Genomic DNA, 15125 nt, shown 5'->3' with positions numbered 1-15125 from the left:
ACGACCTCACCCACGATTGGCAGCGGCGTCGCGACGCCTGGGACCTCCGCCTCCGGCGTTGTCGTCAGTCCCCGACGCTCCGCGTCGACTCCCTCCTCCGCCTTGGATTCGAAGGCCCCAGACGCCGCTCCTTCTCCTACTGCCAATCGTGGGTGAGGTCGTAACCGACACCACCACCCTCCTGCCGTCCACCGGCACGTCCGCCACCATCCGGCCATGGAAGCCGTGCACCCGCCCGGTCGGTGTCCCGCACACCGGACAAGGCGCCGGATCATCCCGGGTACGCGCCACCACCCGGACCAGATCACCCTCATCCGCCACACTCTCGACGACCAGCGCGGACAGCCCCGAGAACGCCACACCCACAAGGGCGTTGACTTCAAGCACGCCTCAGCCTGGCGCGAGGTGACGTATTACAACTACCACCGATTACGGGACAGAGCCGTTTGTTTGACAGACCCCGCCTCAACGTGATGTTGGAAGGCTCACTCTTCGAGATGCGTCATACCGGCTGGAGCTGACGGAACTCGTGTGTGCTGAGCGGGAATCGAGAAGAGAGGATAGTGGAGCGGAGTTCTCCCTGGAGAACATCTGCCAGGAACTGGGTGCAGGTGGTGGAGTAGTGCTCCCAGCGTTCGCCGCGGGCTTCGTTCACCATGATCGTCCACTGATCTGGTTCCTGTCCTGGGCGGGCGAGCCAGTAAAGGCATTCGCCGTTGTCAGTGGTTGCCCAGGGGATGACCCGGGTTCCCTCATCTTGCAGCTCCCTGGGCTTCTTCTCGAATTCCCAAAGGCCGTCCAGGGCTTCGGTTTGCTGGTCTTCCCACTCGATGAGGTCGTAGTTGTCATTGGGGCAGCCGGGCTCGAGTACGTACAGGTAGTCATCCCAGTTGCTGCCCCCGTAAGTGTGGATGAGTTCCTTGTAGTCCAAAGGAAGCCCCACACCGAGTTCCTGTTCTGCTGACGCCCAGTCCTTCTCCCGAACCTCTGAAGGTGGCGGGACGAGTTGAGTGAGTCGGGCGATGGAGGGGTTCACAGAGTTCTCCTGTTCTAACTGGCTTCCGATGGCTGGCTTCAGGGGCTTTAGCTAGGTTGTCGAAGTCCCTTATGCTCCTCGTTTCTTGTTGGGTATGAACGCGTCGTTGCCGGCTTCGGCGATCCCTGTGCTCTTGTGTTGCGTGAACTCGAATTCGTTCGAACCGTGCGCAGCGATGCGGACGCCCGTTGGGACCGGATCGCTCCCGTTGTGCACGGGGGTCACACTGTATTGGATGATTTCTCCCGCCTCGACTGCCTTGCGAACCTGGTTCTCTATATGCCGCATGACTGGAGAATTCGCATAGGCGTGCATCGTGACAAAGTTCGCCGGGTCATAGTTCGACCCGCCGAGCTGAGCACCGAGCAGGTGTGCGCGATTGTAACCCTTGTCCTTTTGCCAGCCGGGCGGGTCTCCGTGCGGGTCGGTGGGGTTGGCTGCCATCATGTCCGGCCCGAGGGTGGCATGCATCGCCGTGGGCCGCCCGTGCTCGTCCAGCTCGCCATAGCGAACCCGGCCGCCCCACGTGGGATCGTCGGGCTCGTTCTTCCGGCACGGTGCCAGCCCGAGCGGGTCCGTCCACGCGTGAGGGTTGGCGACGTACGTGGCGGGGTTGGGAGCGGGGGCGAGGCCTAGCGGATCAAGGGTGAGGTAGCGGGCGACTTCCGGGTCGTAGTGGCGAAAGTAGTTGTAGTGGAGCTGGGTCTCCGGGTCGAAGTACTGTCCAGGAAATCGCAGTGGCGTGTAGGCGGTGGCGGATGGATCCCAGCCGGTGGTGCCCCACAGTGTGGCTCGGGCATGCCAGGCGATGTGACCGCTCTCGTCGACGAGTTCGGTCGGAGTGCCGACGAGGTCCGTGACGATCGCGAAGAAGCGCTGGTCGATCGTCTGCTGAGGTGGATCGGCCAGTGTTTTGCGCTCAGTCTGGGCGATCGGCGTCAGGCCGTCGTGATCCCAGGTCAGGGTGAGCGCTTCGGTTGCGCCGCGGGTGTGGGTCGTCTGCTCCGCGAGTGCGCTTCCGTCCCAGACGAACCGGGTCTCCTCCAGGACCGTTTCCTGATCGGCGGCCAGGCGCTGTTTGGCTATGCGTCGGCTCAGCGGGTCGTACAGGTAGCGCCATCGGGTGCCGTCGGGGGTGATGACGCCGGTCAGACGGTCCTCGGCATCCCATATGTAACGCCAGTTATCCGGTTTGCGTGACAGACGGGTCTTCTGGCGCAGGGTGACGCGGCCTGCTGCATCGTATTCGTAGCGAATGTTTCCGGCTTGGGTGATGCGCGTCCCTGCGTAGGTGCGTTCACCGCGGGCCTCGGAGTTGAGGTGCCGGCCGGGCCAGGTGGCATAGGTCTGGTTGCCGGAATCGTCGTAGGAGTATGCCTCGTTCCAGTTGGCTGCCTGAACGGCGGTGACACGGCCGGTGGCGTCCAGGTCGAACCGCCTGCTGCCCTCGTGGTCATCGTCGATACCGATGAGATGGCCATCTGGACGGTAGGCGTACTCCCGGCGTCGGATGCTTCGCCCTCCGCTGCCGCTGACCACTTGGGAGGTGACGCGTCCGAGCTCGTCGAAGGAATTGGTGAGCGTGAGATGGTCGCCGACGTGGCGGGCCAGTTCTCTGCCGGCCTCGTCGTGAGCGAAGGTAAAGGTATGGCCGGAGGCCGTGAGTTCGGCGCGGTTGCCCGCCGCGTCGTAACTGTAAGTACTCACCCCGCCCGTCGGGGTGGTACGGCTGGTACGCCGACCCAGTGCGTCGTATGTATAGGTCAGCGTGCGGTCGTTGACGGTTTCCGAGGTCAAGCGACCCGCATTGTCACGTTGCAGCGTAACGACGGCGTCCGGGCCTGCGGCGAGTGCCAGGCCCCCCAACGTGTCGTAGGCGTACGTTGTGACGGCGCCGTCGGCGTCCTTCTTGACAAGGCGGCCCAGAATGTCGCGCTCGAAGCGGATCGTGGCGCCGGACGCGGTGGTGCGGGCAGTGAGCTGCCCGGCTGCGTCGTGGGCGTAGGTCAGGGTGCGGCCGTCGAAATCCGTCTCCGAGCTGAGACGCCCCGCCGGGTCGTACTCATAACTCCAGGTGAGCCCCTGCGGGTTGGTAACCTTCCGCAGGTGAAGTTCGGCGTCGTGCTCGAACTCGTAGCGCACGCCGTCGGGGCCCGTGCGGGCCGACATCAGGTCGAAGTGGGTGTACTCGAAGCGAGAGACGGCACCCAGCGCGTCCGTGTGGCTGGCGCAGTTGCCCTCGCCGTCGTACGTCCAGGACTCGGAGGTGCCATCCGGTCCCCTACGGCTTGCGAGGTGGCCCTCCCGCGTCCATTCCAGGCGGGTCGTCGCACCGAGGGGGCTGGTGACAGCGGTCGGGCGACCGAATGCGTCCCGCTCATAGCGGGTCGAGGCTCCGAGTGGGTCGGCGATAACCACCGGCAGGCCCGCAGAATTGCACCGTACCGTCACCGTTTCACCCAGGGTGTTGGTCAGCGCTGCGAGGTGACCGCGATCGTCGTAGACATAACGTGCCCCGATCCCGGCCGGGTTGGTGGTGGCGGTGCGGTTGCCGCGGTCGTCGTAGGAATAGCTCAGCCGCGCGCCGCCCGGCTCGTGCACCTCTACCGGCTGGTTCAGGTCGTTGTACGCAATGGCAGTGCGGCTGCCGTCGGGGTGCTGGACCGCTGTGAGGTTCCCGCGTTCGTCCCAGGTGTAGCCGGTCGTACGTCCCACGGCGTCGATATGGGAGAGCAGCTGGTCGCGGGCGTCGAAAGTCTGAAGGGTGGTGTGGCCCAGTGGGTCGGTTTCAGCGGTGATCTGGCGACGGTTGTTGAGCTGGTAGACGGTGGTGGCACCCAGCGCGTCGGTCCAGCGGGTGGTGTGGCTGTCGGTGTCGTAGACGAAGGTGCCGGAGAGGTAGCCCTCCGGGCCGATCGTTTGGACCACGCGGCCGGCCGCGTCGTGCACATACCTGTAGGTGGAGTCGTTGCGGTCGGTCCAGGAGGCGATCCGGCCCTGTGCGTCGTAGTCGAACCGCAGTGGCAGACCGGACGAGTTGGTGACTTCGGTCAAGTCACCGGTGGCGGGATGGTAGCCGTAGGCCATCACCTGCGCGGTGTCGTCAGGGCCCTCGCCGGTGCGCAGCGCAAGGTGCGTGATCCGCCCCAGGTCCCGGTCGGCGGTGAGCTTGATGTCGTAGCCGCCGCTGTGGGTGACGGTGAGGGGCAGGCCGGTGGGGTCGCGGTGGAAGTCGATCTGGCTGCCGTTGCGGTCCTCGATCGCGGTCAGCCACAGCTGCCATCCCTCGCCACGCGGGCGGGAAAAGTAGCGGGTCAGGCCGGTGCGCGGATCGGTGGTGGCGAATTCTTGCTCCTGGGCCCCGAATGCGCTGGTGCGGCGCAGGGGTATTCGCGGGCCTTCCAGCGGCAGCACTTCCGGCTGCTGAGGTGTGGGCAGGCGGTCGTAGACCAGCAGAGTGCCGTCCTCTCGGGCCCAGACGGCCTTGTTGCGGATGTCGACCTCTATCCGCTCGTCCAGGGTTGAGGCCCAGGAGCGGCCGAACCAGGTGCCGAAGGTGTAGTCCGACAGATGGGTGCGCTTGAGGATCAGCGGCAGGGCGCCGGGCAGGCTGAGGTCCGTCTGCTCCAGCAGCATCTGGCCGCTGGCCACATCGATCGGGTCTTCCTTGCATTCGCGCTTGTTCGGCTCGACACCGTGATGGCGCGGGTCATTGAGCGCCTTGTTCAGCAGATCCGGCTTGGTCCCGGCCGCCCCCTTGCGTCCACCGGGCGTATTGCCGCCCCGTGGCGGTGAGTTGGGGCCGTCCTTCCCGCCCCGCCCCTTGAGGATCTTGTCCAGCTCATCCTTGTTGGAGCGTTCGTTGCGCTTGTGGTTGGTGGAGGTGGCACGCATGTTCTTGGGCACGGTCTCGCCGGTGTGCTTGATCACCGCCTGGACGGCCTTCTTCATCCCCTTCGTGGCGCCGTCCACGACTCCGTCGATGGAGGCGGTGAAGGTGTCCTTGCCGCGCGTGCGGCCATTGGCGCTATGGGCTCGGTCCAGCGGCCCGGCCATCTTGCTGAGCGAGGTCTCGCTGAGGCGGCCCAGATCTCCGGCGCCCTTCTCGTACTCGTCGTGGTCGATGCGCAGGTTGCCGCTCCTGCCCGGCCCCACACCGCCGCCGCCTCCCGGCCCGCCGGCCGAGTTGAGGTTCATGGCGGAGGTACCCGACGTGCCGCTGCCGCTGCCGCCGACGCTGTCGCCGGATGCCAGGGCGTCCGTGGCCAGTTCCAGGATGGCGTCGGAGACCATTTCCTCCAGCTTGGCGGCGACCGGCTCGGTCACCATGGCCATCACCTGGTCGACGATCTGGTCGGCGGCCTCCTTGATGATCCGGCGCACCACCTCCCGCATCGCCGTGATCTGCGCCGCCCCGATCAGCGCCGACAGGCCCCCGGTGACAAAGGCCAGACCGATCGAGATGCCCACCGAAGCCGCCATCACGCCCAGTTCGATCTCGGCCTTGACCTTCATGCCGTAGATGACATCCGCGACCACATCCATGGCATCCGCGAACAACCGTGCCACTTCGGGCAGTTGCTCCAGATGCGAGGCCTTGACCTTGCCCCAGTGCTCCGCCAGGGCATCCACCGCCATGCCCTCGCTGGAGGACAGCAGGCGGCTCACCGCCCCGTGCGCCGCGCCCGCGTGGTCGTCGAAAGCATCCGCGAGCTCCCGCATCGCGTCGGCCATCTCGCGGTAGTTGTCCTCGTCGACATTCGGCCAGTTGATCCCGATGAAATCGAGAATCTCATCCAGCCAGCCGGGCAGAACGTAGCCCATCCCCGTAAACCTCCCCCGTAAGACGCCAGCTCGCACGCCCCCGCCGATCACCTGTGATCATCGCGTATGCGAATCAGCACCGTAACTGATCGAACTAGCAGTCCCGCAAAGGCATCATGCGTCCTTTGCGGCACATGGCTTGAATGTGCCGCTCCACACGTCCGCACCGAAGCCGCGAACAGCCTTAGGGCTCGCAGATCATTAACACGTCGCCTTGATCTTGTTGCTGGGCTCGCTGGTTTGGGCGAGGACCCGAGCCTGGAGGGCTACGAGGACGACGGGTGGCGTCGTCGCGGGTGGGATGACGATGCCGTGTGCCTTGAGCAGTCTCCTGGTCTTCAGGAGGGGGCGGTGCATGGCAGTTCGGCTGCTGCCGAACAGTACGGCGAGAGGTTCTGCGGCCAGGGCGACCCGCAGGTGGAGCACGGTGGCCAAGGCCTGTTCGGGGAAGGCGAGTCGGCGCGGCCGCCCGCCGACTCCGGTGTTCGAGTGTGAACGGGTAGCGGTAGGCATCGTTCATCTCTGGGGTGAGGGGGCGGCGGTCAGTGACAGCCCACCAGCGTGCGCGCGGGAGACGCGTGGTCGGTGCGTTGCGCGCGCTGGGAGCTCTCTCCCCTCTACGTGTGGGCGAAGAAGACGAGCCTGGTGGGCAGCTCCCCTGCACCGCGGCGTGCCCGTCGGTCAGGCGCGTACGGGAGGGGCGTAGCCCCTCGCCACGCGACGGTCCCGGGCTCTTCGGCCGCACGTACCGCATCCAGTCCGACCAGTACCGCCTGGGCGACCCCGCCCGCCTCTCCGCCCAGAGCAGCGGCCACCGTGCTGTAGCTGAGGACGCGGCCCCCGCCGGCGACATCGGTTAGCCGCAGACCGGTCCTGATCCGCATCGGCAGCTTCGCCAGGTTCCCGGATGCAGCACCCGGCCTTTCCGACGAAGCGGCTGGTTTGCCCCAGGGCGGCCACACCGAGACCGTGGCCCTGGCCGACTTCCCCGCCGAGGCCCTGTGGCGCCTGGTCCTGGAGCACGAAACGAAGGTCCACGTCACTCGGGTCAAGCCCGTGGACGTCGGGCAAGTGCTAGTCCTGGCCCGCCGCAAGGCGACGCTGTTCCTCGGCGTGGACGCCCCGCACGCCGAGCCCCGGGCCAGGCGCCCGGCCACGCTCAACTCCCCCCAGGACTACGCCGTGCATCTGGCCCAGTCCACCGACTCAGACCTGGTGCAGTTGCTGGAGAACCAGCAGGAGAAGTGGAAGATCAAGGCCGTGCGCCTGTACGCGAGGGAAGCGTGGCACGCCTATGCGCGGCTGCTCACCTGGGCCGAGCGAGAGACGGGCGTGTCCGAAGCCACCGAGGAACGCTTGGACCAGTCGTTCCAGGAGGAGAACGGCGGCCGCCTGTTCTGCATCGACCGGGGCGACCGGAAGAAGACGACCGCCCGGGCCGTCGCCGCGTCCGAAGTAGGCCTGGCGTGAGCTGGGGGCGGGGCGGACTGTCCAGGATGGGTGGAGCCCAGCGCGAAGCGCCGCCGCAGGCGCCCTTGACCGCTCGGCACGGCCCGCACACTGCACGATCGGGCGGCCCCGACCCTCGTTGCTGACAGCAACCGAGTGGGGAGCGAAGAGCAGCACTGGCCGATTTCACAGATCCTCATCAACAGCCCGTGCAGGGCCTGTGGTTGATCACGGCGGCCAGGATCTGGCGGCATACTGGGCCGCCCGTTCATCGACGGATGTCCGCGAACATCTCAGCCGGAAACAGCCCACCCCGATGCTCGGTCAAGAACGCGAACGTACTCCCAGCCGGAATCAGATCCCGACACGTCTCCCACGCGTCCGGCCCGACCGTCTCGCCGACCCACTCGCCCATCGCCACAAGACGAGTCTGGCCCTACCGCTCACGCGGCAGGGCCACAACTCAAGGCCTTCATGAGTCTTCTAGTCGTCCTCCAGCTCCCGGACCACCCTGCGCTCGATCGCCTCCACCTCGAAGCGGGCCTCCGGGTCGCCATCCTGCGCCCGTACCGCGGCGCGCACTAGCGACAAGTAGAACAGGGCCGGGGCGCACGGCGTCCACTTCTCCGCCGGTTCGTCCCGCAGGAAGCGCAGCACGCTCTCCGCGTCGGCTGGCACGAAGGCGTGCATGTCGTGCTCCCACTTGTCCTCGATGCCGCGGCTCCATCGCGCCCGCAGTTCGTCTTCCGTCAGGTCCTTGAGCACCGCCCGGAAGAACGCGGCCCACTGGTTGTTGCGCACGTCGAGGCCGAAGCCGAGGAGCTCGAGGTCGACGTTGTCCGACTCGTACACCGCCAGTTCCTCGCGCAGCGCCCGGCGGGCGACGGCGTGGAGGCTGACCGTGCCGTGTGGGGAGAGGTCATGGTTGCGGGCGAGGCCCTCGTTCGCGGACGAGTTCCACTTTGAGCTGTTCGGCCCCGCCACCCGTGAACTGCGGTGCGAGACGATCAGCTTGTTGTCCTTGCCCGTCTCGGCCGCGACGTTCACACCGAAGCTGCAGAACATGAACGGCTCCGCGTCTAGCGGGTTCTTGCCGTCGATGTACTGCTCCCGCAGGGTCTGCCCGTCGCTCTTGACGCGGTCGAGGTTGAGGGAGGTGGTCAGGAAGTCGTAGTAGTCCGCGTCGCGCAGTGTCAGCGCCGCCACAGGCTCCTCAGCGGTGTGGGTGCGGGTGATGGTCAGACGCTCCACGGCGAAACGGGGGTTGTTCCAGCGGTGCGGCTCCCCGGCCGCTTCCTTGGCGGCCTCCGCCTCCTCGATCTCCCGACGCCACCGTGCGACCTCCTCGGGGAAGCTGACCCGTCCGGGGACGTACTTCACCCGCATGTTCTCCTCGGTGATCGTCCGTGTCCCGTCACCTTCGTGGACAAGACAATCGGTCCGGCGCCCGACCACGGCAAAGCGGTCCAGAGAGGTCATCAATTGGCCCTTCAACGTGTGGAGTTGATTGCTCGCGTGACACAGGTCACGGAAGATGCACCATGATAGGGACATTGGGAGGGGAGGGAATGACGGTTCACCTCGTACGCGAGGAGCTCAGGGCGTCGGGGCTCGTCGGCACCGTCGCCATGGAGGCGTACGACGATCCGGCGGGCAGGCTCGACCGGAGACTCGTCGAGGACGCCCGCCGCAGGTTCACGGACCTGTGCACTAAGCGGCTCGGGTTCGCCCACGACATGCGGATCGACGGCACGGGCACGCTCGAGGACGTCCGCGCGGGCCTGCGGCGCTTCCTGGACTACCGGGCAACCCGCAAGATTCTCTACTGGACCGGCCACGGCTACGACGTCGGCGGGTACGGCTACTTCCTGGGCTGCCGGGACAGCTTCCCTGCCGGGGACCTCGACCGACACAGGGCCATGCGCTTCACCGATCTGCTCCAGCAGTGCGCGGACGAAAGGGACACGGAGTTCCTGGTCGTCGTCGACGCCTGCCAGTCGCAGAGCACTCTGGGCACCGCCCGCCCCCTGGTTGAGGCGTACGGCCACGCCGCCGAAGGCACTCCGCGCGAGCGCGGACTCGTGGTGGCAGCCACGGCGGGCGCCGGGCACAAGGTCGACGAGGGCCGCTGGGTCGACTGGCTGGAGCAGGCGCTCTCGGACGAACGCCTCGAACTGGCGGGCATGGTCCGTCCGTTCGCGTCGACCGCGCTGTACCTGTCGCTGCCCGACCTGCTGGAGGCGGTCGACACCAAGGCGAAGGAGGCCGGTCTGGCCGACCCGGAGCAGCGGCCCCGGGCGGCCGTGGTCCGACCCGTGGACACCCGGTTCCTGCACAACCCGTACTTCTCCGAGGAGAACAAGGTCTTCCGCACGGCCGCACGGCCGCCGGGACATCTGCCGTGGCTGCGTCCCGCCCACTTCGACCAGGTCGCCGACACCACCACACGCGACCGCTTCAGGGGCCGGCAGTGGTCGTTGAGCAGACTGGTCACCTGGCTCGAGGCGACGACCGGCGGGATGCTCGTCGTCACCGGCGCCGCTGGCACCGGCAAGACCGCGCTCCTGGGCCGGCTCGCGCTGCTGTCCGTGCCGGAAATCTGCGAGTCGCTAAGGCCCGTGCCGCCGCCGCAGACACGGCCTCGCCCCGGATCGGTGCACGCCGCCGTCTCCTGCGGCGGCGAGTCGCTGCACTCGCTTGCCGCGGCCGTGTTGGAGGTGCTGCGGCCGCTGGGCGCCCGACTACCGGAAGCAGGGGTCACGCCGGAGCAGTGCGTGGAGCGGGTGGCCGCGCTGGTGCGCGAGGCGGGCGCGCTGAACCTGCTGGTCGACAGCCTCGACGAGGCCATGCCGGGCCAGGCCCACGAGATGGCGCGCCGGCTGCTCAACCCCCTGTCGCACTGCCCAGGCGTGAAGCTGGTGGTGGCCACTCGGGCGCACCCCCGGCAGCTCACCGACGACCTGCCCAGGGAGTCGCTGCTGGACGCCCTGGACCGCACGGCACCCGACCTCCATGTTGCCCGGGACGACGATACCGAGCAAGACATCGCAGGACTCGTCGCGACCGTCCTCGACGGCTACGAGGGTTCCCCGTACGCCGGCCCCGCCAACGACGGCGTCCGCCTGGAGACCGCGCGGCAGGTCGCCGCGCACTGCGGCCGCAGGTTCCTGGTGGCCAGACTGGTGGCCCGCGCCTTGGCGCGGGAACCGGAGTGCCTGTCGGGCCGGCAGCTGGCGGACTTCGTCGGCGCCGGCGGCGCCGAGCTCCGGGCCCGCATGGCGGACGAGCTCGAGGTGCTCGACCCCTCCGGCCGTTACGGGGCCGCGGCGCTGCTGCTTCCCCTAGCGCTGGCCCAGGGCAGGGGCCTGTCGGACCTGGACCTGTGGTTCCGGATGGCCGGGGCGCTGCTGCGCCGGGGCACGGCGAAGCCGTCCCGGGAGTCCCTCGACACAGTGCTGAGCAAGGTCACGGACGTCCTAGTGACCGTGGAGCACCGCTCCGGTCGGCCCCCCATGTACCGGCTCGGGCACGCCTCCTACGGCGTCGCCCTGCTGGCCCGCGCCAGACTCGAACCCGCCGCCGCCCACCGCCAGCTGTACGAGGAGTTGGCGTCGGGAGACTGGGACGCGGCCGACGCGTACACCCTCGCCCACCTGGGGGCGCACGCCGCACAGGCGACGGCCGGTTCGGCACAGGACGACGAACCGGACCCTCTGACGGAGCTGTTCGACGACCACCGCTTCCTGGTGCGCACCGATCCGGACGTGATGCTGCCGCTCGCTGGCTCCGCGGCCGCCACCTGCGATGGAGCCGCCCTGTACCGGCGGGTGGGTGGGGAGTTCCGGCGCCACACCGACCTGGTGCTGCGCAGGGCGATCCTGCGCGCGGCCGCCCACGCCGGGCATCCCGACTCGTTGCGCCGCATCGACGACCTGCCGGAGTTCAGGGAGCTGCGCTGGGATGAGGTGTGGACCGACACACCGCCGGACCCGCCGGAGGTGGCCCTGCCCGGCCCGCTCGGCGGCGCCCGTGCGATCAGCTGGACGGCCGCCGACGGAGGGACCGTCGCCGTCGCGGGTCGCGGTGAGATCACCGTCCGCGCCGCGGACACCGGTGCGCACTTGCTGACGCGGCGCACGGCCGGGTCCGACCACGGCCAGCGGGCCGTGTTGACTGAGTTACGCGAGGCCGACAGCCGAACCGGCAGACTCGTGGCCGCGAACGACGGCTCCTCGCTCCACCTGTGGTCCGGCGTTGACCGCCTGCCGCGCACGACCTTCCACTGGGGCGGCACCCTGGCCGGCCTCACCGCGGGCCGGATCGCGGACGACCTGCTGGTGGTTGCCGCCGACGGCCGGCGGGTCTGGGCGTGGCGCTGGCCGGCCCGGGAAGGCGTCACGGCGGAGGCCCGCGCCACCTTGCTGGCGGTGCCTGCGAGCCGCGTCGCGCTGCTGGGGCTGCGCGACCGGGGCTTCCTGCTCACGGCCGGCACCACCGTCACCCTGCACGAGCTGCACGGCAAACTCTCCGGCGATGAGGACTGGGTGCGCAAGACCTGGGACCTCGGCACCCTCCAGGCCCCCGCCTACGCTGCGACGGCACTGGCCGACGGACCCGACAGCGGCCTCCTCGCAGTCGTCGACGGTGAAGAGGCCCGGATCTGGCGGCTGTCCGCCCCGGGGTACGCGGCCGCCCCGCGCCTCACCCCGGAGTTCGTCGCTCCGTCGGCCTCCCGGGACGCGGCGCTCGGGTTCCACGGGGACCGGCCCCTGGTGGCGCTCCGCGAGGACGACGGCGGCACCGTGCGGATCACCGGAGTCACCGACAGCACCTTCCGGTGCTCCTTCGCACTCGGCAGCCCGCATGACGGCATGGCCTTCGACCCCCGGCGCTCGGGCCGGCTGGCAGTCGGCGACGGCGACACGGTCCGGCTGCTCGACGTGCCCGCCGCCGTGCGCGCCTGCCACGAGGTCCGGCGTCGGCAGCACGACGAGCGGCCGGTGGTCCGCCTCACGGCGGCGGAGCCGGGGGCGCCGTCCCTGCTGGCCCGGGTCTGGGGGCACGAGGTGCTCGTCACCCGGCAGCACGCCCGTGAAGGGCGGACCGGCCCCGAGGCCGTGCTGCGCCACGACCGCGGCCGGCGGATCACGGCCGTGGCGGGACTCCGCCACGACGGGGGCTGGACGGTGGCGGTGGCGACCGGGCGCCGCATCCACGTGTGGCGGCTCGCCGACGATCTGGGCGTGTGCGAACCGGACGGTCGCATCGACCTCGGCGGCGACGACGGCGACCACGCCGAAGGTCTGGGCCTGGTAGACACGCCGGACGGCCCGCAGCTCTTCGTGCCGGACGGACGACGCGTCAGGCGCTACGCACCGGTCGGCCCGCCCGCCGCGTGGCAGTGCACCGGCGAGGCGACTGTCCCGGGTGCCGTGAAGGTACGGGCGGTGCATGCCCACACGGCGGAGGGACGCACGTGGGCGCTTGCGGACTGCGGGGACGCCCTGCTGCTGTGGGAGAGCACCGGCAGGGGGCTCGAGCCGGCGGGCCGGCACCGGGCCGCACCCGACCGCCCCGCCGGCGCGGTGCTCGGCGCACACCTCGTCGCCGGCGAACCCCTGCCGCTAGTCGCCTGGGGGCAGGGGAGCATGGTGCACCTCGCCGAGTGCGAGGACGGCGAGTGGACCACGACCGCCTTCCCGCACGCACACGGGACACCCGCCGCCCTGGCCTTCTCCGGCCGCACGCGCAGGCCGCTGCTGCTGGTCCTCGGCGGGGGCCGGACCGTGTCCGTCCGAGACGTGCGCCGCGAGGCCTGGCTCGACGAGCTGGCGGTGCCCTACCGAGGCATGGACGTTGAGGCCGCCGACGCCGCGTACGACCGCGGGGACGGCATCACCCTCGCACTGCAGGGACGCGTCCGCTGCGACCAGATAAGGCTGCCCGAACCACTGATCACGAGCGCGCTGCGGTCCAGCGCCCGGTGACCGGACGTTCCCGGCGCCGGAAGGCTCCGGGGGAACACCCCACAAGGAAGAGGAGGACATCCGCGATGCAGCACGACCTGGTGGTTTTCGTACCGGGCATCCTCGGCAGCCGGCTCACCCGGGACGGCCGAGACCTGTGGCACCAGTCCAAGCAAGCCGCGCTGCAACTGCTGCGCCCCTCCAAGGCGGTCGAACGCCTGGCCCTGCCGCCGGGCATCGGTGACGCCGAACCGGAGGCACCCTGGGCGGTGGACGCCGACGAACTACTCAAGGGCCCCGACGCGCTGCCCGGCCTGCTGTCGTTCCTCGGCTACCCGGACGTGAGCGGCATGCTGGGACGCAGCCCCGACCACCACCCTGGAGGCGGGCTCCGCCCTGGGCAGTACGTGGCCTTCACCTACGACTGGCGCCTGTCCAACCGGCTTACCGCCCAGCGCTTGGCGGCCCGGGTCGAGACGGCGCTCGCGCGGTGGCAGGAGCAGGCCCCGCAGCACTACCCCGAGGCGCACGACGACGAGCCGAAGGTCGTGTTCATGTGCCATTCCATGGGCGGCCTGATCACCCGTCACTACCTGGAGTGCCTGGGCGGCCGCAGCATCGCCCGGTCGCTGGTCACCATCGGCACACCGCACCGCGGAGCGGCCAAGGCGATCAGGTTCCTCACAAAGAACGGCGTGGGCACGGGCGCCGACCAGGGCCGACTGCGCCGCCGGGCGGCCCAGCGGGCGGCGCGGGTCAACTCCGCGCTGGTGGACCTGGCCCGCACCTTCCCGTCGGTGGCGCAGCTGCTGCCGGTGTACCGATCTGCCATGGCGGACGGCGACACCCGGTGGCGCCCGCTGACCGACGTCCTCGTGCCCGACCTGCCGACGGAACTCGTGGACGACGCCGTCGCCTTTCACCGCGAGTTCGAGGACGCCTGGCACGGGAACCTCGCAGCCGACCCGGTCCCGCCGTACCGGGTGCACTGCATCGGCGGGCGCGCGCACCCGACCGTGCACGGCGTGGTCGTCGGCGTGGACGGCAGCCTCGAGTTCCCCACGTGGCTCAACACCAAGCAGGAGTGGACTGGGGACGGCACCGTCCCGGAGGAGTCAGCGTTCTTCAAGTGGGCCTTGGACGACATGTCCAAGGCGGTGTGGGGCGGCGAGCGCCACGCGACGATGGCGGGGGCCGAGTCCGTAGGCCACCAACTGGTCGCCATCCGCCACGGCAAGCCCGCCCGGCAGACTCTCGCCGGGGACGACTTCGGTCTCGCCGCACCGGACCTCGCGGTGGCGGGGGAGCCGTTCGAGATCGTCGTCAGCGGGCTCGGAGATCCGGCACGCACCGTGCGGGCGCGCCTGACGCGCGATGGAGTGCCGGCCGGAGAGCCGGTTCTCCTGGCGCCGGACGGCACGGGCAGCCTGGTCGCGGACCTGGCCGGGCCCGCGGGCACATGGGTCCTGGAGGTCGAGGCGGACCGGCCGCGGGTGGTGTGCCGCGACATCGTGACGATCGTGGAGGACTGACGACCGGTCACTCGCCCCGGCGCCCGGCGCCCGGCGCTCGGCGCTGGGTGCGTGGTGCACGGTGCCGGCGCCCGGTGGGTCACTCGTCGGCCGGGGCGGGTGAGGGCAGCGTGGAGATGACCGACCGCGTGGGCGAGGCGCAGGGCCGCCGCCTTCGCCGCAGCCCTTGTTGCCAAGTGGGGCCATCACATGAGGGCGCCACCGTCACTGGTCAACTGCTGTGCGGCACGCCGAAGCGGTCCGGCCGGGCCGGTCCCCGCGGGATGCGGGAACCGGCACGGCCGGTGGGGGTGGACGTGCTAGTACTCCAGCAGTACT

At 69.5% G+C, this 15125-nt stretch carries 7 protein-coding genes and 2 pseudogenes; 4 read left to right on the top strand and 5 right to left on the bottom strand.

Going from position 1 to position 15125, the window contains the following annotated elements; all coding sequences use genetic code 11:
- Positions 1-126 precede the first annotated feature (126 nt).
- The 4 genes and pseudogenes from J7E89_RS37350 to J7E89_RS37335 form a co-directional block, all read right to left on the bottom strand.
- A pseudogene (locus J7E89_RS37350) lies at positions 127-366 on the bottom strand (transposase family protein); the annotation flags it as partial.
- A gap of 136 nt (positions 367-502) precedes the next feature.
- Positions 503-1036 carry an SMI1/KNR4 family protein gene (locus tag J7E89_RS37345; protein WP_214980576.1) on the bottom strand — a complete coding sequence of 178 codons (534 nt, stop codon included), beginning with the start codon at positions 1034-1036 and terminating at the stop codon, positions 503-505.
- Between the two features lie 69 nt (positions 1037-1105).
- Positions 1106-5860 (bottom strand): DNA/RNA non-specific endonuclease, encoded by a 4755-nt coding sequence (locus tag J7E89_RS37340; RefSeq protein ID WP_214980575.1) that lies wholly within the window; start codon positions 5858-5860, stop codon positions 1106-1108.
- A gap of 201 nt (positions 5861-6061) precedes the next feature.
- Positions 6062-6331 (bottom strand): annotated as a pseudogene (locus J7E89_RS37335) (ISAzo13 family transposase); the annotation flags it as partial.
- 152 nt (positions 6332-6483) lie between these two features.
- Here J7E89_RS37335 and J7E89_RS37330 point away from each other — a divergent pair.
- On the top strand, positions 6484-6720 hold the full coding sequence (locus J7E89_RS37330) for a hypothetical protein (RefSeq protein ID WP_214980574.1): 237 nt from the start codon (positions 6484-6486) through the stop codon (positions 6718-6720).
- A 109-nt stretch (positions 6721-6829) separates the two neighbouring features.
- The gene (locus J7E89_RS37325) at positions 6830-7330 is read left to right on the top strand and encodes a hypothetical protein (protein ID WP_214980573.1); all 501 of its coding nucleotides are present in this window, start codon (positions 6830-6832) and stop codon (positions 7328-7330) included.
- Between the two features lie 462 nt (positions 7331-7792).
- Here J7E89_RS37325 and J7E89_RS37320 read toward each other — a convergent pair whose 3' ends face one another.
- A complete protein-coding gene (locus J7E89_RS37320; protein WP_214980571.1) occupies positions 7793-8788 on the bottom strand; it encodes a translation initiation factor 2 in 996 nt (331 codons plus the stop codon).
- Positions 8789-8877: 89 nt separating this feature from the next.
- On the opposite strand from J7E89_RS37320, the gene J7E89_RS37315 reads away from it, so the two are divergent.
- Together J7E89_RS37315 and J7E89_RS37310 are read left to right on the top strand one after the other, a co-directional pair.
- A complete protein-coding gene (locus J7E89_RS37315; RefSeq protein ID WP_214980569.1) occupies positions 8878-13296 on the top strand; it encodes an ATP-binding protein in 4419 nt (1472 codons plus the stop codon).
- Positions 13297-13361: 65 nt separating this feature from the next.
- Positions 13362-14807, top strand: coding sequence for a hypothetical protein (locus J7E89_RS37310; RefSeq protein WP_214980567.1), 1446 nt, complete (start codon positions 13362-13364; stop codon positions 14805-14807).
- Positions 14808-15125: the final 318 nt, after the last annotated feature.

It is taken from the genome of Streptomyces sp. ISL-100, from assembly GCF_018614615.1.
Lineage (GTDB): Bacteria > Actinomycetota > Actinomycetes > Streptomycetales > Streptomycetaceae > Streptomyces.
The sequence above is the reverse complement of the archived record's forward strand: the minus strand, read 5'-3'. Positions and strand labels throughout refer to the sequence as shown.

Coding starts and splice junctions, on each gene's coding strand:
- J7E89_RS37340 (WP_214980575.1), bottom strand. CDS start 5,860: ATGGGCTACGTTCTGCCCGGCTGGCTGGATGAGATTCTCGATTTCATC.
- J7E89_RS37320 (WP_214980571.1), bottom strand. CDS start 8,788: ATGACCTCTCTGGACCGCTTTGCCGTGGTCGGGCGCCGGACCGATTGT.
- J7E89_RS37315 (WP_214980569.1), top strand. CDS start 8,878: ATGACGGTTCACCTCGTACGCGAGGAGCTCAGGGCGTCGGGGCTCGTC.
- J7E89_RS37310 (WP_214980567.1), top strand. CDS start 13,362: ATGCAGCACGACCTGGTGGTTTTCGTACCGGGCATCCTCGGCAGCCGG.